This is a genomic window from Halomonas salipaludis (assembly GCF_002286975.1).
GTDB classification, from domain to species: domain Bacteria; phylum Pseudomonadota; class Gammaproteobacteria; order Pseudomonadales; family Halomonadaceae; genus Franzmannia; species Franzmannia salipaludis.
Map to the genome: position 1 here is coordinate 159,392 of NZ_NSKB01000009.1, position 23,417 is coordinate 182,808.

At 57.3% G+C, this 23,417-nt stretch carries 23 protein-coding genes and 1 pseudogene; 7 read left to right on the forward strand and 17 right to left on the reverse strand.

Translation table 11 applies throughout. From position 1 onward, the window contains the following. Window positions 1-381: 381 nt before the first annotated feature. The 7 genes from CK498_RS21665 (at window position 382) to CK498_RS26250 (ending at window position 6,619) form a co-directional block, all read left to right on the forward strand. Entirely contained in the window at window positions 382-1,185 is an 804-nt protein-coding gene (locus tag CK498_RS21665) for an AAA family ATPase (protein WP_229359171.1), read from the forward strand. Further along, window positions 1,166-2,848 (forward strand): cobaltochelatase CobT-related protein, encoded by a 1,683-nt coding sequence (locus CK498_RS21670; protein ID WP_095622941.1) that lies wholly within the window; start codon window positions 1,166-1,168, stop codon window positions 2,846-2,848. Before CK498_RS21665 ends, CK498_RS21670 begins: the two co-directional genes overlap by 20 nt. Window positions 2,849-2,910: 62 nt before the next feature. Continuing rightward, the gene (locus tag CK498_RS21675) at window positions 2,911-4,782 is read left to right on the forward strand and encodes an asparagine synthetase B family protein (protein WP_267873765.1); all 1,872 of its coding nucleotides are present in this window, start codon (window positions 2,911-2,913) and stop codon (window positions 4,780-4,782) included. A gap of 96 nt (window positions 4,783-4,878) precedes the next feature. Beyond that, window positions 4,879-5,022 (forward strand): hypothetical protein, encoded by a 144-nt coding sequence (locus CK498_RS26245; RefSeq protein ID WP_176475872.1) that lies wholly within the window; start codon window positions 4,879-4,881, stop codon window positions 5,020-5,022. A gap of 138 nt (window positions 5,023-5,160) precedes the next feature. Continuing rightward, a complete protein-coding gene (locus CK498_RS21680; RefSeq protein ID WP_095622943.1) occupies window positions 5,161-5,451 on the forward strand; it encodes a PqqD family peptide modification chaperone in 291 nt (96 codons plus the stop codon). A gap of 12 nt (window positions 5,452-5,463) precedes the next feature. Beyond that, on the forward strand, window positions 5,464-5,991 hold the full coding sequence (locus CK498_RS21685) for a lasso peptide biosynthesis B2 protein (RefSeq protein ID WP_095622944.1): 528 nt from the start codon (window positions 5,464-5,466) through the stop codon (window positions 5,989-5,991). A 484-nt stretch (window positions 5,992-6,475) separates the two neighbouring features. Then, a complete protein-coding gene (locus CK498_RS26250) occupies window positions 6,476-6,619 on the forward strand; it encodes a hypothetical protein (RefSeq protein ID WP_176475873.1) in 144 nt (47 codons plus the stop codon). Between the two features lie 110 nt (window positions 6,620-6,729). Here CK498_RS26250 and CK498_RS21690 read toward each other — a convergent pair whose 3' ends face one another. From CK498_RS21690 to CK498_RS21765, 17 genes and pseudogenes are all read right to left on the reverse strand, one after another. Beyond that, window positions 6,730-7,788, reverse strand: coding sequence for a sugar-transfer associated ATP-grasp domain-containing protein (locus CK498_RS21690; RefSeq protein ID WP_095622945.1), 1,059 nt, complete (start codon window positions 7,786-7,788; stop codon window positions 6,730-6,732). A gap of 43 nt (window positions 7,789-7,831) precedes the next feature. Further along, window positions 7,832-8,836 carry a P-loop NTPase family protein gene (locus tag CK498_RS21695; protein WP_095622946.1) on the reverse strand — a complete coding sequence of 335 codons (1,005 nt, stop codon included), beginning with the start codon at window positions 8,834-8,836 and terminating at the stop codon, window positions 7,832-7,834. Window positions 8,837-8,977: 141 nt separating this feature from the next. Next, window positions 8,978-9,148 (reverse strand): hypothetical protein, encoded by a 171-nt coding sequence (locus CK498_RS26255; RefSeq protein WP_176475874.1) that lies wholly within the window; start codon window positions 9,146-9,148, stop codon window positions 8,978-8,980. Between the two features lie 68 nt (window positions 9,149-9,216). Then, entirely contained in the window at window positions 9,217-10,167 is a 951-nt protein-coding gene (locus tag CK498_RS21700; protein ID WP_095622947.1) for a hypothetical protein, read from the reverse strand. Beyond that, window positions 10,164-11,441 (reverse strand): Vi polysaccharide biosynthesis UDP-N-acetylglucosamine C-6 dehydrogenase TviB, encoded by a 1,278-nt coding sequence (gene tviB, locus CK498_RS21705; RefSeq protein ID WP_176475875.1) that lies wholly within the window; start codon window positions 11,439-11,441, stop codon window positions 10,164-10,166. The genes CK498_RS21700 and tviB overlap by 4 nt, the downstream gene beginning before the upstream one ends. Then, window positions 11,435-12,508 (reverse strand): UDP-glucose 4-epimerase GalE, encoded by a 1,074-nt coding sequence (gene galE, locus CK498_RS21710; RefSeq protein ID WP_229359172.1) that lies wholly within the window; start codon window positions 12,506-12,508, stop codon window positions 11,435-11,437. The genes tviB and galE overlap by 7 nt, the downstream gene beginning before the upstream one ends. Next, the gene (locus CK498_RS21715; protein ID WP_095622949.1) at window positions 12,495-13,469 is read right to left on the reverse strand and encodes a D-2-hydroxyacid dehydrogenase; all 975 of its coding nucleotides are present in this window, start codon (window positions 13,467-13,469) and stop codon (window positions 12,495-12,497) included. The genes galE and CK498_RS21715 overlap by 14 nt, the downstream gene beginning before the upstream one ends. Then, entirely contained in the window at window positions 13,469-14,302 is an 834-nt protein-coding gene (locus tag CK498_RS21720; RefSeq protein ID WP_095622950.1) for an aldolase/citrate lyase/malate synthase family protein, read from the reverse strand. Before CK498_RS21720 ends, CK498_RS21715 begins: the two co-directional genes overlap by 1 nt. Next, entirely contained in the window at window positions 14,299-14,967 is a 669-nt protein-coding gene (locus CK498_RS21725; RefSeq protein WP_095622951.1) for a sugar transferase, read from the reverse strand. Before CK498_RS21725 ends, CK498_RS21720 begins: the two co-directional genes overlap by 4 nt. Next, window positions 14,964-16,076: a glycosyltransferase family 4 protein gene (locus CK498_RS21730; RefSeq protein WP_217987833.1), complete on the reverse strand. Its 1,113-nt coding sequence runs from the start codon at window positions 16,074-16,076 to the stop codon at window positions 14,964-14,966. The genes CK498_RS21725 and CK498_RS21730 overlap by 4 nt, the downstream gene beginning before the upstream one ends. 3 nt (window positions 16,077-16,079) lie before the next feature. After that, a complete protein-coding gene (locus CK498_RS21735) occupies window positions 16,080-17,255 on the reverse strand; it encodes an ArnT family glycosyltransferase (protein ID WP_217987834.1) in 1,176 nt (391 codons plus the stop codon). Window positions 17,256-17,347: 92 nt separating this feature from the next. Then, on the reverse strand, window positions 17,348-18,427 hold the full coding sequence (locus tag CK498_RS21740) for a glycosyltransferase (RefSeq protein WP_095622953.1): 1,080 nt from the start codon (window positions 18,425-18,427) through the stop codon (window positions 17,348-17,350). 3 nt (window positions 18,428-18,430) lie between these two features. Further along, window positions 18,431-19,075 (reverse strand): sulfotransferase family 2 domain-containing protein, encoded by a 645-nt coding sequence (locus CK498_RS21745; RefSeq protein WP_095622954.1) that lies wholly within the window; start codon window positions 19,073-19,075, stop codon window positions 18,431-18,433. Further along, a complete protein-coding gene (locus CK498_RS21750; protein WP_095622955.1) occupies window positions 19,065-20,210 on the reverse strand; it encodes a glycosyltransferase in 1,146 nt (381 codons plus the stop codon). The genes CK498_RS21745 and CK498_RS21750 overlap by 11 nt, the downstream gene beginning before the upstream one ends. Further along, complete coding sequence (locus CK498_RS21755) at window positions 20,207-21,127, reverse strand: glycosyltransferase family 2 protein (RefSeq protein ID WP_095622956.1); 921 nt, start codon at window positions 21,125-21,127, stop codon at window positions 20,207-20,209. Before CK498_RS21755 ends, CK498_RS21750 begins: the two co-directional genes overlap by 4 nt. Window positions 21,128-21,162: 35 nt before the next feature. Continuing rightward, window positions 21,163-23,097 (reverse strand): sulfate adenylyltransferase subunit CysN, encoded by a 1,935-nt coding sequence (gene cysN, locus CK498_RS21760; RefSeq protein ID WP_095622957.1) that lies wholly within the window; start codon window positions 23,095-23,097, stop codon window positions 21,163-21,165. A gap of 125 nt (window positions 23,098-23,222) precedes the next feature. After that, window positions 23,223-23,417: pseudogene (locus tag CK498_RS21765) on the reverse strand (sulfate adenylyltransferase subunit CysD); the annotation flags it as partial.

Consider the following 23,417-nt stretch of genomic DNA (forward strand, 5'->3'; position numbering starts at 1 on the left):
CCGCATCAATAGCGGGCTCATGGATAGACACTGCTTTCACACCGATTACCGCCAGCAGGCTTCGCCTCGCCATAATTAACATAAAGACACATTTTTCACTGACAGCATTGCTCCCATGTCAGCCATTCTGCTAGGTTAGATTCATCGTCAACCGAACGCCTAGCGTGCCATGGGATGGCACGATACACACGTTCTCAACAAGGAATGCTTTGCGCGGCCATGAACGACGCCCCTTCGAGCCCAGACTCATTTTGCGATACCGAGCATACGTTCCAGCTGCACTTGCCGTGGCCCGTTCCCGCATTCAGTGACGCCGACGAACACGTGCCGGAACTCGATCCTGCGTTCCGCTTCATGCCAGACGTCACGAAAGCCATTCTCATGGGCTTTACCCACAATCGACGCGTATACCTGCATGGTCCCCATGGAAGCGGCAAGTCATCGCATATCGAACAGGTAGCCGCGCGACTCAACTGGCCCTGCATACGCATCAATCTCGATGGACACATCACCCGCGCCGACTTGATTGGCCGCGACATGGTAGTGATCCGCGATGGCAAGCAGGTCACCGAGTTCGTACCAGGCATACTGGTCTGGGCCCTGGAGAGGCCCGTTGCGATCGTGTTCGATGAATATGACGCCGGCCGCCCCGACGTGATGTTCGTCATTCAGCGCCTGCTCGAGAGCCATGGGCGCCTGACTCTGCTCGATCAGAATCGGGTGATTACCCCGCATCCGGCATTTCGCCTGTTTGCCACGGCCAATACGGCTGGACAAGGCGACGCCACGGGCCTCTATGCCGGCACCCAGGCCCTCAACCAGGCACAGATGGATCGTTGGCACGTGGTGTCGGAGCTCGGCTACATGCCGCCCGAGCAGGAGCAGGAAATACTCAAGGCCCGGCTACCCGACCTCGAGACGACCACCGTCGAGCGCATGGTGACCTTCGCCGGGCTGACTCGCCAGGCCTTCCAACAGGGCGATCTTTCCTCGCTGCTTTCGCTGCGCACGTTGGTCTCCTGGGGGGAAAACATCACGCTCATCGACGACACTGAAGAAGCGTTGCGACTGGCCTTCGTTAACCGCTGCGACGACACCGAGCGCCCGCTGGTTGGCGAACTCTATCAGCGCTGTTTCGACGCTGAGTTACTGCAGGGCACGGCCCATGTCTCAGGCATCTATTGACCCCAGCCGTGCTACAGAGCTGGTCGCAGCGTGGACACGCACCTACGCTGCTGGTCACTCGTCCGTTAAGCCGCTGGGCGCAGCCTCTCCTTGCAACACTTTCAGCCGCGGCGAAGCGGATGCCCTGGCAGCATGGCGTCGCTGGCACGACCCCGACCAGGACAGCGCGTTCAGCGAGCAGGAGTGGGGCTGGTACGCACTGATCGAGCGAGCGCGAGTCGAGACGCTAGCCTCACGACATCTCCCCGGCATGGCCAGTAACCTGATGCATGCCGAACTAACGGCACCCGACGACAGCGCCATGGCCGCGCTCTATCGGGCCTCACGCATTCTCCTTGCTGGGCAATCCCCTCATCCCCCAACGATTCTACAAGCCCCTCCGGTCCAGCCAGTCTCTCGCCCCGCGTGGCTGAAAAAACTGCTTACGCCCAGCACGGCTGGTACTCGCCAAGGCGCGCGCCTGGAGAACTTGCAGGATAGCGATATCTTGCATGCGCTTGCCGCGGCCTCGCACCACGTGGAGAACGACCGCGCCTTCAGGGAGTCTGTCACACCCATCGTAAAGCGTCTTGCCCGCTACTATGCCGACAGCCACCAACCCCAGCTAACGCTACACGGCAGTTCTCGGCATGGCTCCGCAGAGGAGGACCCCGACGCCGAGCTCACCGCTACGGGCCGCCCCCACGATGCTCGAACGCTAGAGGACGAGCAGATCGAACGCGACGACCGCCAACACGGCTATGCGGTGTACTCACGCGCCTGGGACGAGCAACAGCCGGCGAGCTTCTGGTATCGCAGTGATGATGCCATCGCACTGAAGCAACTGGATATGCCAGACCGCAGACGGCTCCGCCAGTTAGCGCACCGCCTTCAGCGGCGCCTGATGGCGGCACGTCTACGCCACTGGTCATTTGATCAGGATGAGGGGCGGCTCGACAGCCGTCGCCTGGCCAGACTGATTGGCGACAACCCAAGCCAGCGGGTGTTTCGCGTCGAACAGCAAGCCCCAGTGCCCGAGGCCTGCGTGACGCTGCTGGTGGATCAATCAGGCTCCATGCGAGGCGAACGCAGGCGCATGGCGGCGATCGCGATCGACCTCGCGGTGCATACCTTGGAACTGTGCAAGATACGTTGCGAAGTGCTGGGGTTCACGACGCGCTTCAATGCCGACAACCCCTTGGCCCAGCAGTGGCAGGCCGCCCCTGGCGCGGAAATACCAGGGCGGCTGAATGCCGTTCGCCATATCATCTATAAAACGCCAGAGCAGCCATGGCGTCGCGCCCGCCAGAACCTGGGGTTATTGCTACGCGAGGAACTGGGTCACGAAAACATCGACGGTGAAGCTCTCTACTGGGCAGCCAAACGCCTGATTCGTCAGCCACAGCCGCGCAAGGTACTGATCGTACTCTCCGACGGTGCGCCCTACGACAAGGCAACGGCTCAGGCCAATGGCCGAGAGTTCCTCGAACAACACCTTAGACGCGTCATCCAGGAGATCGACCAGAGCGCGATCACCCTGGCGGCCATCGGCACCGGCCAGGATGTCGCACGCTTCTATCGTCAGGCACTGACCGTGCGCCGGCCGGAAGCGGTTGCCGAGTCGCTGTTCGAGCGGCTCGGCGATCTTCTTACCCACGCTGTGCAGGATGAGACACGCTCATGAGTACCATAGCAGGCCTGATTCAACTCGACGGCCAAGCCATCGACCGGGACACGCTTCATCGGATGCAGGTACTGCTGACACCTTACGGCTGGGATGCCCAGCATGCATGGCAGCAAGGCGCCAGCGGCATGCTGCGCACCCTGCTGCGCACGACACCGGAGGATAGCCTGGACCACCAGCCGCTGGTGGATGCTGCATCGGACATGGTGGTGGTGTTCGACGGTCGCCTGGACAATCGCGAAGAGCTTGCCACAGCACTTGAAATAGCGACCTCGGAGCTCGCTTTGATGGCCGACAGCGACCTGGCCCTGCACGCTTGTCGACATTGGGACATGGACACCCCGAGGCACCTGCTCGGAGACTTTGCCCTGGCATGCTGGCAGCCCAAGCGCAAGCGATTGTGGCTGGCTCGCGATCCATTGGGGGTGCGCCCGTTGTTCTGGTACAAACGCCACGACCTGTTCGCCTTCGCCACCATGCCCAAGGCCCTCTTCGCCATCCCCGGGCTAAGCAAGGCGATCTGTGAAGAGCAGCTGCATGATTATCTGTGCATGCTGCCCATGACAGGACCGGCCTCCTTCTTCAAGGATGTGTATCGCGTTGAGCCTGGGCATACCGTGCTGCTCGAGGACGACCGCGTCAGCACGCAGCGCTATCACCAGTTCGACCCCGACTATGAGATCCACTTCGATAGCGACCAGGAGTACGTCGACGCGCTGCGCGCACACTTGAACCGCGCAGTGGCCTGCCGACTGCGCGCTTCCGGCCCAGTTGCCACACACCTGAGCTCAGGCAAGGACAGCACAACCGTCACTGCCTTTGCCGCGCAGCTCTTAGCCCAGCAGCACAAGCCGCTGATCGCCTACACCGCCGTGCCGCGCGAAAACTTCGACGGTCCAGTTCCAAGCGGTCGCCATGCCGATGAAGGCCCCGCAGCACGCAAGGTCGCCGATCGATTCAGCAACGTCGAGCACGTCCTGATTCGTACCAACGACACCTCCCCGTTGGATAATCTCCACGAGACCACAGAGATGCTCGATCGGGCGCCGCTCAACGCCTGTAACGCGGTATGGACAGCTGCCATTCGCGAGGACGCGGCCAAGCGCGGTGTCCGAGTGCTACTGTGTGGCGACAAGGGCAATATGAGCATCTCGTATGACGGCATGCCTTATCTGCCACAGCTGGTGCGTACCGGGCGCTGGTTGACCTTGTGGCAAGTCTTCAAGGGTATGAAGCAGCATTACCCAACCCTAACCTGGCGACAAATGGTAAAATTTTCCACCGCCCCGCTACTCCCCCGCCCGTTGTGGCAGGCATTCGAAAAATATCGAGGCCGAGCCTGGGAGCTTGGCGGTCACAGCGCTATAAATGCTCGATTCTCACATCGCCTTAACACAAGCGCACGTGCACGCGATCAAGGCTTCGACCTTACCTATCAGCCTACCGACAGAGGACGGCAGGACCGTATCGATATACTCAACCTTACCGATACTGGGGAATATAACGCTGCGGCTAATGTTGACGGTGTCGAGTATCGCGACCCCACCGCCGATGTGCGACTCATAGAGTTTTGTCTGGCGGTGCCAGATTCGCAGTATCTGAAAGACGGCCAACCGCAGTCGCTGCTCAAGCGGCTGATGGCAAACGTGCTCCCTGACGAGATTCTGCATGCCAAGACACGCGGCCTGCAGGCCGCCGACTGGTACGAGCAGACCGAGCAGGCCCTGCCCCAATTGCGTGAAGAGCTCGAACGGCTCAAGGCGCATGGTAGCGCTGGCGACTTTCTGGACCTGGACGCACTGCAACTGGCCCTGGATGAGTGGCCGGAGGCCGGATGGGCCAACCCCGAGGTGGAGAGGCGCTACCGCTACAAGCTGTTGAGAGGCTTGTCGGTGGGAACCTTCATCCGCTACGCGGATGAGGGCAATGAGTAACTATGTGTAATAAAGAGTGGTAGATGAGTATCCAAGCTCTCGCTATACTGTGGGAGTTGCCACTCACTCCGGCAACGCAACTAAAGGATGAATCTCATGAATCAGATGGATCGTAAACCCTATGCTAGCCCTTCCGTTCAGGAACTGGGCGCTCTGAAAGACATCACCGAAGCAGGTGGTCGTCCTGACGCCGACACTGCTGGTGGCGAAGACGGCACCGCCTTCAAGCCAGGCTCTTGAGCCGCTTTAGGTAATGTCTAAATAGCTAGCCGCATATTGCCACCCAGTGGCAATATGCGGCTTTTATAAATAAGATATATCGCAAATATGGCTCTTCTTCGTTGATGTCGCACCCTTCAACTACTCGAGTATGAAACAATGTCATCATCCACGATTTCTTCTACTACTCTACTCAAGCGTAACCCCGACATGGTAGCGGCCAATATCGACGGAGACGTCGTGATGATGGGCGTAGACCAGGGGCAGTACTATGGCATCACTGGCGTTGGGTCGCGCGTCTGGGAACTCCTCGAAAACCCCGTCTCCATCGATGGCATCACCGAGGTGATATGCCAAGAATACGAAACCGATCCGGCAACATGCCGCGAAGATATGTCGAAATTCGTCAATGACCTAATCAAGATCGACTTGATTGAAGTCGTCGAGTAAGGCAATCATTACGTGGCGACCTACTTTCCGACATTGCAGACAGGGTTCCTGAAAAAAATCAGGCGCAAGGCGACCAGCTTCTTGCGCCAGCCCGGCTTTGCCAAGCGCTGGTTCCCCCTGCTGTGGGTGCTGCTGGGGTTGAGCAGAATGGCGATTCTGCTCTTTTCATTTCGCCGCCTGGCCCCCCATCTAGGCAATCCAGTTGGCATTGCAGCGTGCATTCCGCTGCTGACACCTGAACAGGAAGCAAAGGCGGCACAGATCGGCCAGGCCATCAGGCTCGCCGCTCGCTACACGCCCTGGGTATCCAACTGCTTTCCTCAAGCTGTGACCGCCCGCCTGGTGCTGGGCCTCCATGGCATCCCCTACTCGCTCTATTTCGGAGTCATGCGTGAACCGGAGACTTGCGAGTATAAAGCCCATGCCTGGGTAGCAACCGGCCGCGTGGCAATAACCGGCGGCTACGGTTTTAACCGTTTCACCGTTGTCGGGTGTTACACCTCCCTGCCACATCCCGCCCAAGGCCAGGCCCGGCGTTAGCCAACCTTCCCCGCGCCCCTTCTGCGCATAGCCCCCCGAGACCGCCTGGTGTCGGGCAAGTTCATTCTGCCTTGTTATTAATGTGTATTTGTTCAGACTCGAGATCGGACCTGGCTTTTTACGCAGCTTGATCGAGCCAGGCTGCTTCCGTATAGCACCTAGCATTATATGCTCAATGAAGTCCCATTACTCTTACCACCTCGATAGTAACATTAATACACATAAATTGACTCAAGCACTCACCTAAAATTGGGATTTTTCCTAATGCTCAAAAAACCATTTAAAAGCAATAAGTTAAAACATAAAAAACAAAGTAGAAGTCAACCAGCAAGCTTGATGGAAGGATAGGAAGCGACTAATATCTGACAAGAATGTAAAAAGATGTATCCGCGGAGTGACGGGACATCGGGAGCATTCTAACAGAGCAGCAGGGGTGGAGTGTCCATCAAGGTAGATCGTCTCAACAGCACCATGGAGTAGTCGCATGAATATTGATAAGAAAGAAGTATATTCAGCACCAGTGGTCGTAGCGCTGGGCTCGCCTGCTGAGATTACCCAAGCAGGCGGCAGGCCGAATGCAGACGTGGAACAGGGGCAGGACGGAACGGCCTTTAAACCGGGTTCCTGATTTAGCCATCTAGCATATTGCGCACTACGCAGTGATTCGCTGATAAGCACTGTGCAGTGCGCATATAAATCGAATGATCAAGCCCTATTGAAAAGTGTCACACAGTGCATCTAGCGTTTCCATAGAGATTCCCACCCAAGCCACTTGAAACTCGGCCCAGTCGTCGCCTCAGAGAACACAATGCTGTTATGCCGTGCATTCCACTCCATTATCTTGGCATCTTCTTTACGATCTATCGCAATATCCCAGCCAATACAACCCAGATGCGGAAAGCCCTGATGAAGGCGGCAACACATTGCTGCTGCTTGGTGAAAGCCAGGGATTTGAATATTGCTGAACGAAGTGCCCGTATCGGGATGTGACTCGACTTGGCGCCAGTCAGGCATGAAGCCACGTGACCAAAGTACTCCCGTTGCCATCTCGACAGGCACTCTGATTTCACTTACCGCCCTGACATAGCGATCATTGGCCCTTCCCAACCTGAGGTCGGCTGCTCGCAGCTCGACACTGCCATCCGGCAGTTTGGCGGTGGTCAGTCTTAGCGTAGCGGTGGAGTTGGGCGTCAGTGCGTCGAATATCTGATGTTGAATAACCGGACGCTGGAAAACCCCATCGGGTAACCTCGCCAGTGTCTCAGGACTGATATCACCTCTTCCAAGAATGCGGATGCCCTGGCCCTGAAAGGAGCGATCAGGCTTGAAGAAAATACGTTCGTCTGCCGCGAACAGTAGATCAATCAAGGCAGGAGCGCTCACCACGGAATAGTCCGCGGCATAACCTATCCCATCGATGAGATAGGCGATATCCGGCAGAGCCGCTGAGTTCAGCAAACGCTTGGTCAGGGTCTTGGTATTGGTCGCTTGGCCGATTTGGCCATTCTTGCATGGCAACACAACTAACTGATAGTAATCGCCAGGGATCCAACCCTCCACGAATGAACCATGAACGGCAGAATATACCTTCAGCCAGGGAGCGTATTTCGCGCTACCCAATACCTCATGGGCATAGTCACGCGCCTGCCGCTGAATAGGTGAGCCAAGCGCTCCGTTGTACTGCTCGAGGCTGGCAAGTAACCGCTGGGCCATCCTGGCGTGCTGGGCATGGCAACGCTCGCGCTGCACGCGCAGAGCCGCCTGCTTCACGAGGCGCTTGATAGCTGACGCTGCCATCAGCGTGCCATGTCGAGCACTGCGGGACCGGCAATACTCACCCCTAGCGCTCCTCGGCGTCCTGGCTGTGCATGATCCTTTCCAGTAAAGGTTCAATGCTGGTATTCATGTCGTCCAGCGACCAGGGGCGACGAAAACGATAGACCTCGATCTTGCCCGCCAGCTTGGTGCATTCACGCATCAGCCCTTGCGGGCTGTGGAACTCAGTGCCCATCTCGGGCCGGTAGAGCGTGGCCATCACCGACTTGAAGGCTTCGACCCCGGTGATGCGCTCGAGGCTCGCCGCTTCGCCCTCCTCCGCGCGCTCAAGCATTACCAGTGCCTTGAGCGGATAGGGGTGGTCCTGGAAGCCCTTGTTGAGCATCAAATGATACTTGTCTTCCCGGGTGAGATCGCGGACCAGACCTTCGGTCTGAATGCCCAGCGCAGCCAGAGCATCTTTCCACAACTTAACCCTGGGTGGCCCAGGGTGGAGGTAGGGAACATCTTCATGGGGCTTGATCACGGCAACATCGTCGGTCACCAGCGGCCAGCCCTGGGTATAGTGTAACCAAGCGCCGATGGTCGACTTGCCAGCGCCGGAGTGGCCGGTAAACGCCCATACGCCCCCGGGAGTTTTCAAGGCACTGACATGCAGCGGCAGCCAGTGCCGTTGATGCAGCAGCCCGCCAAGCGCACTGCCTAGCAGGAACAGACGAATATCCCCTGGGTCGGCGACGGGGTCGACGCCGCGGGGCACCCGGCGGTCGAGCAGGATCCGCTGGCCATGTTCGACCCGATAGCGAGCAATGCCCTCGATGGTGATCTGGCAGCGATCGTCGCCCATCTCCAACCAGCCCTGGCGAAAGGTGGCGTCATCCAACTGATCCGCAACGCCAGGTGTCTCTATCACGACATCGGGTTGGTCGCAGGGCGCAATGACCGGCAGCTCGGGCAGTTCCAAGCGGGACTCTATCTTCAAACCATAGGTGTGGTAGTAGTAACGCGCATCGCTAGCAGGCACATTGCCGCGTCGCTCATCCTGTATGGACGCGGTACGACCTGGCATCTGCTCTTTTCCTTGACTGGCCACTATCCAAACTCCCTTATTCTATCGTGCTCGTGAGCACTGCCCCTACTCCACCGCCACCGCAGAAACAATCCTGCGGCGCCGAGGCGCCGCAGGCGGTGAGTGGCTAGTGCCCTTACATCATGAGTACTCGGGCTCACCTGGATAGCTTGGCTTCTTGGAATGCCAATGATCCAGTTTTTTCTGCCACAGATAGTGCTTCCAGCCCCAGAATTCAGTTTTTTCTGCCATGGAGCCGATGGCTACCACAGCGGGTGACTCGTATGCCTTACGGTTTTCGGAACCCTGCATGATCGTTTCTCCAGATCGCTGATAACAAACAGTGGCTTTGATTAACAAAAAATAACGCTGCGATTACACTATAAATCGTCCCTGGCAATAGTCAAATCCATCTGATGCAAAAGTGGCTCGAGAGAGCGAGATACCTCCTGCAGATCCCACGGGCGCCGGTAACGGTAGATCCGTATCCGCTCAGCAAGCGCCTGGCAATCCCGCATCATCGCTTCTGGCGGGTTATACGAGCGGCCCAGCTCGACCCGATAGAGCGCTTCGAGCAGCAGAAACAGCGCTTCGGGACCTTGCACTTCCGTCAGCTGCGCGGGCTCACCTTCCGCTCCCCGCTCCAGCACTACCAATGCCCTGAGAGGCTCAGGCTGCGGCGCCTGGCTGCCCTCGAGTGTCAGGTGGAACTTGTCGACGCGCGTCAGATCGCGCTGTGCGCCCTGGGTATCCCACTGGAGTGCCGCCAGGGTCTGCTTCCACAGTTTGACCTTGCGTGGGCCAGGGTAGAGCAGCGGCTCGGCATCGGCAGGCTTGATGACGGCCACATCATCGGTGACCAGCTCACACCCATGGTAGTGATACAGCCAGGCGCTGAGGGTAGACTTGCCGGCACCGGATTCGCCGGTAAAGGCCCATACGCCGCTGGGTGCCTTGATGGCGCTGACATGCAGCGGCAGCCAGCCACGCTGATGCGCCAGCACGCCAAAGGCGGTGCCCAGCAAGTAGACGCGGATATCGGAGGGTGCAGCCGGCTCGTCGCCACTGCCGGAGACACGCCGATCGACGACGATCCGCCGGCCTTCTTCAATGCGATAGCGGGCGATGCCATCGACCCACACCTGACATTGACGCTCACCGAGCTGTAGCCACTGGTTGACCGCCCTGCTCCCCTCCAATACATCCTTGACCTCGCCGGCGACTATCTCGATATCTGGTGAAGCACAGGGCGGGATCTGGGTGAGCTCTGGCAGCGGAATCTGGGAGGCGATATCGAACCCATAGGTGTGATAGTGGTAGCGCGACCTCACAGACGCAGGTCTGCCTGCCCCTTGGGTAGCAGATACTTCAGGTCGTACAGCACGTGTTCCGGCTTGCCCCAGGCACGCATGGCAGATGCCCCAAGATCACGGAACTCACGGTGCGCCACGGCGAGAATCACGGCGTCATAGGCGCCATCCTCGGGCGACTCGATAGGCCGTATGCCGTATTCACGTTCGGCCTCATCCTTGCTGACATGCGGGTCAAAGACGTCGACCTGGATATCGTACTCAGCCAGCTCCTTGAGAATATCGACGACCCGAGTATTGCGCAGGTCGGGGCAGTTCTCCTTGAAGGTCAGCCCCATCACCAGCACGCGCGCTTTCTCGACGTGAATGCGGCTCTTGATCATCTGCTTGATCAGCTGCGACGCCACGTAGGCGCCCATGCCGTCATTGATGCGTCGCCCGGAGAGGATCACCTCGGGATGGTAGCCTACCTGCTGGGCCTTGTGGGTCAGGTAGTAGGGATCCACGCCGATGCAGTGCCCTCCCACCAGCCCCGGCCGAAACGGCAGGAAGTTCCACTTGGTGCCAGCCGCCTCGAGCACCTCCTCGGTATCCAGCCCCAGTCGGTTGAAGATCATCGACAGCTCATTGATCAAGGCGATGTTGACGTCACGCTGGGTGTTCTCGATCACCTTGGCCGCCTCGGCGACCGCGATCGAACTGGCCTTGTGGGTGCCGGCCGTGATCACCCGCCGATACAGGGCATCGACGAAGTCGGCCACCTCCGGGGTAGAGCCCGCAGTCACCTTCTTGATGGTGGTGACGCGGTGCTCCTTGTCGCCCGGGTTGATGCGCTCGGGGCTATAGCCGGCGAAGAAGTCACGGTTGTAGACAAGCCCGGAGATGCGCTCGATGACCGGCACGCAATCCTCTTCGGTGGCGCCCGGATAGACCGTCGACTCATAGATGACGATATCGCCTTTGGCCACTACCTGGCCCAGGCTTTCACTGGCCTTGATCAGCGGTGTCAGGTCGGGGCGCCGGCTGCTATCGATTGGCGTCGGCACGGTGACGATATAGACGTTGCAGTCGCGCAGAGCATCGAGTTCGCTCTCAAAACTGAGCTGCGTCGACTGCGCCAGCAGCTCGGGCTCGACCTCGAGGGTCTGGTCGATGCCGTCGCGCAGCTCACTGATACGGTTGGCGTTGATATCGAAGCCCACCGTGGGCATCACCTTGCCGAATTCCACGGCAAGCGGCAGCCCCACGTAACCCAGGCCGATGACTCCCAAACGAACGTTATCCATGCTCAGCATTGCGATGTCCCTTGTGATGGTGTGTTGATCTCGCTGCGATACCCATTAGGGTTCTGGCGCTGCCAGCGCCAGGTGTCGGCCATCATCTCGCCGAGGCCGCGACGTGCCCGCCAACCAAGCTCTCGTTGTGCCTTTTGTGGGTCCGCCCAGAACGCCGCCAGGTCGCCTTCGCGGCGCGAGGCAAAGTGGTAGGGAATCGGCCGCTCGCTGATACGCGCGAACGCCTCGACCACCTCCAGCACGGAAAGCCCCTGGCCGGTCCCCAGGTTATAGACGTGCGTCCCGGGCTCGTGCAGGCGCCCCAGCGCACTGACATGCCCTTCCGCTAGATCCATCACGTGCAGGTAATCCCTCACACAGGTGCCATCTGCGGTGGCATAGTCATTGCCAAACACCGTCAACGAGGGCCGGCGCCCTACCGCCACCTGGGCGATGTAGGGCAACAGGTTATTGGGAATGCCCTGCGGGTCCTCCCCGAGCTTGCCCGAGGGGTGCGCGCCGATGGGGTTGAAGTAGCGCAACAACGATACGCTCCAGCGCCCATCAGCGTTCACCAGGTCCTCGAGGGCCTGCTCCACCATCGCCTTGGACGTGCCATAGGGGTTGGACGTGCGGCCACGCGGCATGCTCTCGTGGTACGGCACCGGCGCGTTGGGCCCATAGACCGTGGCCGAGGAGCTGAACACCAGGCGGAAAACCCCGGCCTGCTGCATCGCTTGGCACAGCGTCAAGGAGCCGTTGACGTTGGTATCGTAATAGGCCAGCGGCTGCGCGACACTTTCGCCGACGGCTTTCAGACCCGCGAAATGAATCACTGCATGAATCGGGTGCTCGCTGAAGAGTCTGTCCAGGCATACGCGGTCGCGCACGTCGCCCTCGATGAAGGTCAAGGCGCGGCCGGTAATCTGCTCGACGCGGCGCAGCGCCTCCCGCGATGCATTGACGAGGCTATCCAGCACCACCACCTCGTATCCCGCTTCGAGAAGGGCTAGCGCGGTGTGCGAGCCAATATATCCCGCGCCCCCCGTGACCAGAATCTTGCCTTGCTGCATATCAGTATCCGGCATCGATACTCACCGCCGTAGTAAAGGGTTTGCCCTGCTGGTAGGCACGCAGGTTATCGATGAACACCCCAAGCGCTCTCTCGAGATAGAACGGTGTGGTGCCCGATACATGCGGTGTGATCAGCAGGTCGCTGCGTTTCCATAGTGGCGACTCGGCAGGCAATGGTTGCTGCTCGAAGACATCCAGGGCGGCGCCCTTGAGCGTGCCGCTATCCAACGCCCGCAGCAGTGCCTCGCCGTTGACCACCCCACCACGCGAGATATCGACGAGCACCGCGCCAGGCTTGAGCTGAGCCAACAGCGCATCGCTCACCGCTCCATAGGTGGCTTGGGTCAGCGGCAGGCAGACGACCAGAAAATCGGTGCGCGCCAGTTCCGGCCCGAGCTCCTCCAGCGCCACCACCCGGTCGACGCCAGCGATGGCGCGAGGTGTGCGCTGAGTGCCCACCACCTGCATATCGAACGCCTTGGCGCGCCGCGCAAGGCTCTGGCCGATATGACCAAGCCCCAGCACGGTGAGTTGGCTACCGGTCAGCTCGCCCAGCCAGCTGCGCTGCCATAGCGCCTGCCTGGCCTGATCGTGAAAGCGGCCGAACTGCTTGGTGAAGTAGAGCATGGCACCGATGGCGTACTCGCTCATCGGCGCCCCGTGTACGCCACTGCTCTTGGTCATCCAGATCGAGGACTTGTCGAAATCCATCGACCAGATCTTCTCCACGCCGGCGGAGAGAAAGTGCAGCCAGCGATACGTGTCGAGCCTTGCCAACGCATCGGGCAGCCACGGCAGCGTCGGGGTGATCACCACATCTACCTCGGCATTGGCCGGCACGGCCTCAACGCTGTCGGCAAAAAGGAGCTCCGCCTCGGGCAGCGCTGCTCGCAGGGTGTCGGTCACCATCGCTCGCTGCTGTGCAAGCACCTCGGCTTTCTGGAGGTAGAGTACGCGCTGAATGGGTGGCGGCATCATGCAGCTCCCCGGCTACCCAAGCGGTAGGCACACTCGGCAAGTTGGCGCTGATTCTCCAGCAGCGAGGATTGGTCGGCGCTGCGCCAATGCGCCTCGGCCTGGCGCAGCTTGGCAATCTCGGCGGGGAAGTCGAGCGTTTCGAGCAGGCCAGCCGACGTCGCAGCGCCGGCGTGGAATGCCCGCGACAGGATGATCCACTGCGAGCCAAGCCGCACGTGCTCGCCGAGCACCGTCTCGGCGGGCAGCTCACCCAGGCCAATCCTCGCAACACCGCCTACCCCCCACCGAACCCCGGCCTGGGTGAGTAGCGCCGCCGCAGGATCGAGCAGACGTCCCGCCAGAGGCTCGAATAGAAAGCCAAGCCCCATGCTCAGATAGAGATCGTTGAGCCCGATGTGGACCTCGTCATGCCCCGGTGCGAGCAGATCCAGCCAGTCAGGTAAGCGCACCAGCGAGGCCGCCGTCTCGGCCAGGAAGGTAACCGGCACCCGCCCATTGACGATATCCAGAAACCGGCCGACCTCTGCGCGGCAAGAGAACATCGGCAGCATCAAGCGCTGCGCGCCATGGGCTATCGCCTCCTCCACTTCCTCACGGGTCGACGCATTGAGCGGATTCAGCCTCACCATCAGCTCTGCGCGTTTCAGCACCGCCGCGACCGCTGCAATCTCGGCGAGGGAGTGTGCCGCCTTATGGGTGTCCAGGTGCCCCTGGCGCTCGGCCTTCCCCAGCACCTCCTGATCCATGAAGATGCGCGCCACATCATGCTGCTCGATGAACGCGGCCACATCCGGGCTTGCCGTAATCATCATGAAGTTGAGCTGGCTCATCGCATAGCCTCCTCAACGTCACTGTCCTTGGGCGGCTGCCCATTCAGCCGATCACGATAGGTGCGCCAGTTGAGCCCCGGCTCTCCGTAGATTCCGCTGCCCATCACCACCACCTTGACCGTCAGCAACAGGATCTTGAGATCCAGCGCCAGGCTCTGCTTTTCGACGTACTCGGCGTCATGGGCCAGCTGCTCCAGCCAGCCCAGGCTGCGCCGACCTCTGACCTGGGCAAGCCCGGTCAGCCCTGGCCGCACGCTGAAGCGCTTCTTGTATCCCGGCGGCACCACCTCGGTCTGCTCCATCAGCACCGGCCGAGGCCCGACCACGCTCATGTCGCCCTTGAAGATATTGATCAGCTGCGGCAGTTCATCGAGGCTGGTGGCACGTATGACACGGCCTGCCCGGGTAATTCGTGGGTCGTGCCCTGCGCTTACCACTTGCTCCTGATGCTGGTCGATGCTCTCCGGCGCACGATGCTGCATAGTACGAAACTTGAAGATGCTGAACGGCCGCTCTCCGCGCCCAGCGCGCTGCTGCATGAAAAACACCGGCCCCGAGCTATCCAGCTTGATCCACACCGCGACCACCAACAGCAGCGGTGCCAGCACGATCAAGCCCGCTCCGCTGGCAATCACATCGAAGAGTCGTTTGATGCCTTCCCTCATGCCAACTCCATTGCCTCTAGAATCACTTTATTCACCTTGCGAACATCGTAGTGACGTTCGACTAGTGTCCAGGACGCCTCGGCCATCTGCGGCACCAGCGCTGGCTGCTCGACGAAGCGTCGCATCGCCTCTAGCAAGGGCCCACTGGTGCGTGGCGCGACCAGAAAGCCGTTTACGCCATCTTCCACCGTCTCCCGACAGCCCGGCGCATCGCTGGTGATGATTGGCCGCCGCATGCTCATCGCCTCGAGCACCGAGCGTGGCGTACCCTCGCGATAAGAGGGCAGCACGAACACAGAGCACTGTGCTATCCATGGGCGAACGTCTGAAACGCCGCCGATGAACTCCACGCACTCCTCCTGCTTCCAGCGATCGAGGTCTTCGACAGAGCAGGAATGTGGCAGATTGGGATCGTGCGGGCCGACCGCGATGAAACGCGTTGCGGGGTATTCGGCACGCAGCTGGCCTGCTGCCTCGCAGAACTCTGCCACGCCCTTCTCGGTCAACAACCGGCCGATGAACAGGAAGGTTACATCTCCCTCGGGCAGTGGGGTGGCGGCAAAGCGCTGCATATCCACCCCCGACCCGTAGGTGCGCACGGCCTTGCTGGCGTCGCGCAGGATGCCGCGCTCAGTGAACTCCTGGAGATCATCGGGATTCTGGAAAAATACTTTTCTATTACAGGCAAGCCCGGCGCGATACAGCCACGACACCACCTTCTGCAAGCGACGATTCTTGGGGCTATCAGTCGTGAAGACATGGCCCAAGCCGGTAATCATCGAGTAGATGCGCGGCACACCCGCCGCCTTGGCAGCCAGACTGCCGTATACAACGGGCTTGATGGTATAACCGAATACCGCCTTGGGCTTAAGCCGGCGGATCAGGCGATAAAGCGACCACAGCGTCTTGATATCATGTAGCGGATTGATGCCGGTACGCCCCATCTCGATCGGGTGGATCTCGATGCCCAACTCCTCGACCTCAGACAGGTAGTCGGCGGTGGGCACCGCCGCCGCCACCACCAGCCCTCGTGCCTGCATCTCTTTTACCAGGTCCCCACGGTTGGCGATCAGGGAGCGCGCATTCCCTGCGATGATCAATAAATCCACGAATCAGTGCCTTCTCAAACGGATGGTTAATCTATCGAAAGACGAAGCAGCAAGCAGCGTGCAGATGGCCAGGAATTTCGTCCGATGCCGGATAGCCGTGCCGATATTCGTCACCCCGATAGCGAATACGAAAATCAAAGCCCCAGCCATGAACATCAGCGCAAGACACTCCTCCTTGCGCCTGACTCGATGCCAGCCTTTATATAAGCGCCAAGCAAGAAACATGTACATACCCGAGGCAATGACACCCATCAATTGACGTGGGCTACGCAAGTCCCAAGGAAACGGGGAAAAGGTAAAATACACGATGCGCATGGGAATTAACCAAGGTTGTGTATAAGGATTCCCCCGTGCAACAAAGCTAGGATAAGCCGAGCCACCACGTCCCTCACTCTGAAAACGGGATTCAATCAGATCCTCGACGCCCTCTTCTTCATTTTCCCCTCCAATAGTGATGCCCTTGGCCAGACTTATACCGCCGCTACCTACGACAATCAGCATAGCCACCGCGAAAAGCGCCACAGCAGAGAAGAACTTGCTAGCCACTTGACGAGTCGTCGCTCCGCCCTTGATCGACGAAACCAGCGTTCTGAACGAAAAGTATCCCAAGTACAAGGCAATACCTACCATGGCCCCAATCCACCCTGGGTGAATCATCAGCGCCACAGCAAACATGGAGAAGGCTGCAAATATCCAGATAGTCCCTTTACCAGACACCCAGTTCAGAAAGAAATATACGCCCAGTAGAAAAACGACGATGGAAAATTCTTCGCGCAATGCTATCACTGAGTTGAATGCCGCAAAAGGGAAAAGCGCCATGATATAAGCACTAATAATTGCAGGCTTACGCCCCCATAGCCGGTACGCCATGATGCCGGTGAGAAAAATACCCAACAAGCCTGCAAAGAAATTCAATACTGGAAGTACAAAGTAGTTGTAACCAAAGAGCTTAAAGAAAACTGCCCCTATAGTACTATATACGTAGGAAGCACTATAATTGAAAGTATCGAACAAACGTTCCCAATCAAGTAATGACCACTGATATGCTGTTCTCGTAAAAACGACAGCGTCACCATCTGCCCCTGGAGGGGAAAACAAACCATAGTAATCCAACAGCATAAGAAAACAGCGAAAAGCAAAGCCGATCATGATCGGCCATAGCAACCAGCGGTGCTTCATGGATACTATCAGACAGAAGACGAATGAAAGCAGGAATACAAGAGTAACAAAAAGCGCCGGTATCATATTTCTCTCATCAACAGGGCCGATTATCAGGCCGTAAGCGCGTCTTCGTATAACGCAATATGCTTATCCGACGAGGCTTTTATCAGATAATCGCCCGAATAGGAAAGCGCATTTTTGGAAAACACTTCACGCAATTCATGATTGCCTATCATCATCCTCAACGCCTGCGAATAGCTGCTTTCGATCAACTCATCGACTACGATACCGTTACATACCTTGTGCACGATTTCCGAACACCCCCCGACATTAGTTACTACAACCGGCAGGCCGCTCAGAGTGGCTTCGATTTGCGCGATTGGCAATCCTTCCCATGCAGATGACATAACGAATACATCCGCATCATACAGTAATTCATCAACGTTGCTGACGTTGCCCAGAAATTCAACACGGTCAGATATGCCTTTCTCGTTCGCCAGCCGTACTAACTCCTCGCGTAGGGGGCCCTCGCCAGCTATTTTCAATCGATACTTCTGATCCTCCAACCTGGCAAGTGACGCAATAAGTAGAGAGAGGTTCTTTTGATCGGACAAGCGGCCGACACTCAACAGGTTGACGTCATCATCACCCTGCCCAGCGGTTCTCTGCTTTTTACGCACCCGCTCGGGTGAAACACCATTATCAATTCTGACCACCCTTCTCCGAGAAACACTCTCGAGCAATTTCTTGCAAGCCAAGCATATACCGATGTATCTGGAAACCTTCAAGTCGAGGAGCTTATAAAGTAACACACTTGCACCTAGCTTTATATTATGGTGAGTATAAACCACCTTGGTGCTTTTCAAGAAGAGAGAAAATATGGCAGCATAATACAGGTGGCAATGCACAATATCAGGCGAAAAACCGGACGCTGCCTTGCGCATAGCCTTGATACCCAACCAAGGTTTCTTCCGAGCAGCGGCCCCGATGAAGCCGTACTCAATGTCATTGTCATCCAATTGCTTCAAGAATTCCGCTTCAAACTCACCATCCCGCCCAGCTTCGGAGGCGCGATCGAGAAAGAGGATGAATACTTGATGCCCCGCCCTGACCATCTCTATAGAGAGGTCTCTTACATATATTTCAGCACCGCCTGCCGCTGCAGAAGATATGACGTGGAGAACTCTCATAAATCAACTCTTGTCGAATGTATAACCGAATTTATCAATATCTTCGCGGTATAAAGACCTGACCAGCTCTACCATGTCATCGTTAACATAGGCGCTACGATAGTCGATTTTATCTGAGGTGGTATTTTCCCTGCCGACATTTATACTCTTGCCGAGCACCGACTCAACATACTGTATGTCGTCTCCCAGACTCTCCACCTTTCCCACATAGTCCGTCAAGATACGACCATGCTTGCCAACAACGAATCTACTCTGTGGCTGGAATACGAAATCTATTTTATCTAATTTTTGCCTAGCCAGCCACTCAAAGAGAAATCGCTCGAAACTCTCAAACTCTGAAATTTGGTATTGCTCAGGACGGTACATACCCATGCTATCCGTTTTCCCAACTCTCGCAAAACGGTACGCTGACAAAACACGATCCCATGGATTTCTGACAAAAGAGAAGACAAACGCTTGAGCAAAAAGCTTTGGGAACTGGTCCTGGATCTCACTCGCAGTATAGTGCCCCAAGGTCCGTCCATATATAGCTTTGTTCAAGCTAGTACCCGCAGCCTTTGGAACATGTATATATATGCAGTTATTACGTTTCCAGTGCGAATATCGCCTAAATAGATTTATCTTATGCTTGACGTCTTTACTGTTCATCTATATTCCTGGAAATAAGTTGAGCGTATTGTGACGCAACATATGAAATAGTGAATTGCTCAAGGTGTTTCTTCAGATCGTCACTCATTTCCCTAGCGGATGAATCACGGGAAGAATTATAATTACCTTCGAAATAATGCTGCGCAATAGCTTCCGCCATTTTTTTATCGTCACCAATACCAACAAGGGTACCGAAGCGCCCACCATCAAGTATTTCGCTCGGCCCGCTGCGACAATCCGTAGAAATCACATCAATGCCACTACCCAGCGCCTCAATTAGGGCATTAGGCAGCCCCTCCCAGCGAGAGGAGAAGAGAAACAGATGGTAATGGCCTATCTTGCTTTCAATATTGCGGTCAAAGGGTCTTAAGAAAATGCGACCCTGCAACCCTCGGCGAGCTATCTCAGTGTGTAACTCATCATACAACTCACCCTCCCCGTAAATATCTAACTCAACATCAGCGCCCAGCGTATTAACTGCATGATCTATTGCGCGAACAAGCATTTGCTGATCTTTTGCTTGAGACAGCCGACCAACATTGACTGCTTTAATTCTATTATTAGTACTAGCCACTCCATTTTTGAAGTTATAAAACTCACTTGGCAAGTTATCAAATACGGGATTATAAATACAATGAACTTTCGATGCGTCCAAGCGGTAATATTCGCACAGTGCACTGCCAGAATCTTTCGAGTTAACCAGCACAATCAAGGCACGCCTGCATGCAGCGCCATGCAAGAATGAAAGAGCTTTCATTACTAACGTCATCTTCATGTAGCGATATTTAGCCGGAACGTTAGTTCTTACATTTGGCACCCGCAGGCACTTATATGGACGGGCCAGCATGCACCCTAAATATGTAATTATATTAGGTATATCAGTAAATGAAAGTACAGCGTCAGGACGCTCTGATTTAATTGCCTTGCTAACAGCCCATGCCCGCGACACTGGATTATTAGCTAAAATCTTCTTTAGTGAAACCGCGTCTTCTAATGTATACTCTTGCCCTGCTTTAGACCGCCAATAAAGATAAACAACGTCATGGCCTAAAGCAGCGAGAGCGCTCGATAGTTTAACAGCGACTTTCTCAGCTCCACCACCCCCAAATGAGGAGCACACGAACATTATCTTCATATTGACGTCTTCTTGATGCTAGCCGTAAGTTTAGTGATAGGAAGCGGCACAACAAGCTTCAATAGTTTATTAAACCCGGCCAAGTCGAGAGATGAATAATAAATAATACTCAATTCGGAAAGAGAAAAGTCGCCACTTCGCTTTCGTGCGGCTAGCCAGGATATATTCTTTCGATTAGAGAGTCTCTTAAGCCGGCTTTTGATTTTGCTGTGGGGGTTGTTTTTTATGAAATCAATGACAGTTTTCTGAACCGGATGCTGTCTTTCCACGCTTGACTTACCGTATATAACTCCGCTGTTATCCAGTGCATAGCATGACGTCACCACTGGTGATACAACTATTGAGCCACACTTTAGTAAAAGTCTTAGCCACAGGTCACTATCTCCACCTCGCTTACATTGGCCTGCTGGAAACCCTCCAGCTTCTATGAAGAGGTCTCTTTTAATGGCAACTGCGTTGGTGTGAAATATATCTCTACGGGAAAATCTTGCCAACGCTGCATCACGATCTATTTGCTCTTCCCGGGGATGGAAAAAACCACTCTTATCACCCTTGAATATCTTATCTCTCGAGAAACTAAAAAAGCTTACGTCTCCATATTTATCAATAAGGTCACGAGCTGTTTGCAGATGGTTAGAGTACCAAATATCATCCGCATCGAGGAAAGTTACCCATTTACAATTTGATTTTTCTACACCAAGATTCCTCGCTGCATAACCACCGGGGCCTGGCGTATCCCGCCTATATATTTTTATCCTATCTGACTCATAAGGAAGGAGCAACTCGGCACTACCATCGGTAGAACAATCATCAATCAAAATCAGTTCATAGCCATCGTAGGTTTGTGCGAGTACTGACTCGATCGCAGCAACGACATGCTCTTTCTTGTTATGTACGGGAATTATCACTGAAAACATAGCATGATTTCCACTCGCTAAGGTAATCGCGACGCTCACAACACGTGCTTAATGACTTTAGAAATTAGTGCTTGTTCATTGTCAAACATTGTTTTGAGCACTATTTCGCCGTGTACCGGCGGCTCATACGGACTATCAATTCCCGTAAAATCCTTGATCTTGCCTTCGCGCGCCTTCTGGTACAGGCCCTTGGGGTCGCGCTGCTCGCAGACGTCCAGCGGGGTGTCGACGTGCACTTCGATAAAGGCGTCTTCGTCGAACAGCGCGCGCACCGCGTCGCGGTCCTTGCGGAACGGCGAGATAAAGGCGGTGATGACGATGATGCCGGCTTCGGCAAATAGCCGCGCGACCTCGCCCACCCTGCGAATGTTCTCGCCGCGGTCCTCTTCGCCCATGCCGAGGTCCTTGCACAGGCCGTGGCGGACGTTGTCGCCGTCCAGCAGCATGGTGTGGTAGCCGCGGCGGTTGAGTTCGATCTCCAGGGCGTTGGCGAGCGTCGACTTGCCGGAGCCGGAGAGGCCGGTGAACCAGATGCACTTGCCGGAGTGGCCGTTGAGCTGCTCGCGCATGGCCTGGGTGACGCTGGTGCGGTTCCAGACGACGTTGGCCTTGCTGTCGTGGGCGCGGTACTCGTAGGGCGTTTCGCTGTCGCTGGGCTGGTGGATCATGCCGGCGCCGACGGTGACGTTGGTCAGCCGGTCGATAATGATAAAGCTGCCGGTGCCGGGGCTCTTGCGGTAGTCGTCCACCGGCACCGGGGCGGTGAGCTCGACGCTGCAGCGGGCGATGCTGTTGAGGTCGAGGTGCTCGGCGTGGCGATGTTCGAGGGTGTTGACGTCGATCTGGTAGTCGATGGCGGTGACCTTGCCGGCCAGGTCGCGGGTGGCGAGCTTGAGGTCGTAGAGCTTGCCGGGCTCGAGGGCAGTGTCGTGCATCCACACGATGTCGGCCTCGAAGCCGACGACCAGGGGCACCTCAGCGTCGGCGCTTACCAGCCAGTCGCCGCGGGAGATATCGATCTCGTCGGCCAGCGTGAGGGTGATGGCCTGGCCGGGATAGGCGACGTCGAGGTCGCCGTCATAGGTGACGATACGCTCGACGCTGCTGGTCTTGCCCGAGGGCAGTGCCTTGACCGCTTGCCCGGGGCGCAGGATGCCGGCGGCCAGGGTGCCGCAGTAGCCGCGGAAGTCGAGGTTGGGGCGGTTGACGTACTGCACCGGGAAGCGCAGGTCGCTGAGGTTCTGGTCGTGGGTGATCTCGACGCTTTCGAGCAGCTGCAGCAGCGTGGCGCCGGGGGCGCCGCTGGCGTCGCGGTACCAGGGGGTGTGCTGGCTGGGGTCGACGACGTTATCACCGTTGAGGGCCGAGAGCGGGATAAAGCGGATGTCCGGGGCGTGGAGCTTGGCGGCGACCTCCTGGTACTGCGCGACGATCTCGTCGTAGCGCGCCTCGGAGAACTCGACCAGGTCCATCTTGTTGATGGCGATCACCAGGTGCTGGATGCCCAGCAGGTCGGCGATGAAGCTGTGCCGGCGGGTCTGGGTCTGCACGCCGTAGCGGGCGTCGATAAGAATAATCGCCAGGCTCGCCGTGGAGGCGCCGGTGGCCATGTTGCGGGTGTACTGCTCGTGGCCCGGGGTGTCGGCGATGATGAACTTGCGCTTGTCGGTGGAGAAGAAGCGGTAGGCGACGTCGATGGTGATGCCCTGCTCGCGCTCCGACTGCAGCCCGTCGACCAGCAGCGCCAGGTCGACGGCGTCACCGGTGGTGCCGCTGGTCTTGGAGGCTTGGGTGATCGCCGCCAGCTGGTCCTCGTAGATCATCTTGGAGTCGTGCAGCAGCCGCCCGATCAGGGTCGACTTGCCGTCGTCGACGCTGCCGCAGGTGATGAAGCGCAGCAGGTCCTTGTTCTCGTGTTCCTTGAGGTAGGACTCGATATCGTCGGCGATCAAGGGCGAAGAATGAGACATAATCAATCCTGAAGAAATGGATATAGGGAAGGTGACTCGAGCGGACTACCGCGGTTGAAGCCGCTCCCACAACACCGGGTTATTTGCCCTGTAGGAGCGACGTCAGTCGCGATCAGCGGTGTCTACTAGAAATACCCCTCACGCTTCTTCTTCTCCATGGAGCCGGCCTGGTCGTGGTCGATGGCCCGGCCGCTGCGTTCGCTGGTCTTGGTCAGCAGCATCTCCTGGATGATCTCGGGCAGGGTCGCGGCATGCGACTCCACCGCGCCGGTGAGCGGGTAGCAGCCCAGGGTGCGGAAGCGCACCCACTTCTCCTCGGG

What these genes read in the sequence shown, in the direction of transcription:
- CK498_RS21665 (WP_229359171.1), top strand. Translation starts at nt 382, where the DNA reads ATGGGCTTTACCCACAATCGACGCGTATACCTGCATGGTCCCCATGGA.
- CK498_RS21670 (WP_095622941.1), top strand. Translation starts at nt 1,166, where the DNA reads ATGTCTCAGGCATCTATTGACCCCAGCCGTGCTACAGAGCTGGTCGCA.
- CK498_RS21675 (WP_267873765.1), top strand. Translation starts at nt 2,911, where the DNA reads ATGCAGGTACTGCTGACACCTTACGGCTGGGATGCCCAGCATGCATGG.
- CK498_RS26245 (WP_176475872.1), top strand. Translation starts at nt 4,879, where the DNA reads ATGAATCAGATGGATCGTAAACCCTATGCTAGCCCTTCCGTTCAGGAA.
- CK498_RS21680 (WP_095622943.1), top strand. Translation starts at nt 5,161, where the DNA reads ATGTCATCATCCACGATTTCTTCTACTACTCTACTCAAGCGTAACCCC.
- CK498_RS26250 (WP_176475873.1), top strand. Translation starts at nt 6,476, where the DNA reads ATGAATATTGATAAGAAAGAAGTATATTCAGCACCAGTGGTCGTAGCG.
- CK498_RS21690 (WP_095622945.1), bottom strand. Translation starts at nt 7,788, where the DNA reads ATGGCAGCGTCAGCTATCAAGCGCCTCGTGAAGCAGGCGGCTCTGCGC.
- CK498_RS21695 (WP_095622946.1), bottom strand. Translation starts at nt 8,836, where the DNA reads ATGCCAGGTCGTACCGCGTCCATACAGGATGAGCGACGCGGCAATGTG.
- CK498_RS26255 (WP_176475874.1), bottom strand. Translation starts at nt 9,148, where the DNA reads ATGCAGGGTTCCGAAAACCGTAAGGCATACGAGTCACCCGCTGTGGTA.
- tviB (WP_176475875.1), bottom strand. Translation starts at nt 11,441, where the DNA reads ATGCTGAGCATGGATAACGTTCGTTTGGGAGTCATCGGCCTGGGTTAC.
- galE (WP_229359172.1), bottom strand. Translation starts at nt 12,508, where the DNA reads ATGCCGGATACTGATATGCAGCAAGGCAAGATTCTGGTCACGGGGGGC.
- CK498_RS21715 (WP_095622949.1), bottom strand. Translation starts at nt 13,469, where the DNA reads ATGCCGCCACCCATTCAGCGCGTACTCTACCTCCAGAAAGCCGAGGTG.
- CK498_RS21720 (WP_095622950.1), bottom strand. Translation starts at nt 14,302, where the DNA reads ATGAGCCAGCTCAACTTCATGATGATTACGGCAAGCCCGGATGTGGCC.
- CK498_RS21725 (WP_095622951.1), bottom strand. Translation starts at nt 14,967, where the DNA reads ATGAGGGAAGGCATCAAACGACTCTTCGATGTGATTGCCAGCGGAGCG.
- CK498_RS21735 (WP_217987834.1), bottom strand. Translation starts at nt 17,255, where the DNA reads ATGAAGCACCGCTGGTTGCTATGGCCGATCATGATCGGCTTTGCTTTT.
- CK498_RS21740 (WP_095622953.1), bottom strand. Translation starts at nt 18,427, where the DNA reads ATGAGAGTTCTCCACGTCATATCTTCTGCAGCGGCAGGCGGTGCTGAA.
- CK498_RS21745 (WP_095622954.1), bottom strand. Translation starts at nt 19,075, where the DNA reads ATGAACAGTAAAGACGTCAAGCATAAGATAAATCTATTTAGGCGATAT.
- CK498_RS21750 (WP_095622955.1), bottom strand. Translation starts at nt 20,210, where the DNA reads ATGAAGATAATGTTCGTGTGCTCCTCATTTGGGGGTGGTGGAGCTGAG.
- CK498_RS21755 (WP_095622956.1), bottom strand. Translation starts at nt 21,127, where the DNA reads ATGTTTTCAGTGATAATTCCCGTACATAACAAGAAAGAGCATGTCGTT.
- cysN (WP_095622957.1), bottom strand. Translation starts at nt 23,097, where the DNA reads ATGTCTCATTCTTCGCCCTTGATCGCCGACGATATCGAGTCCTACCTC.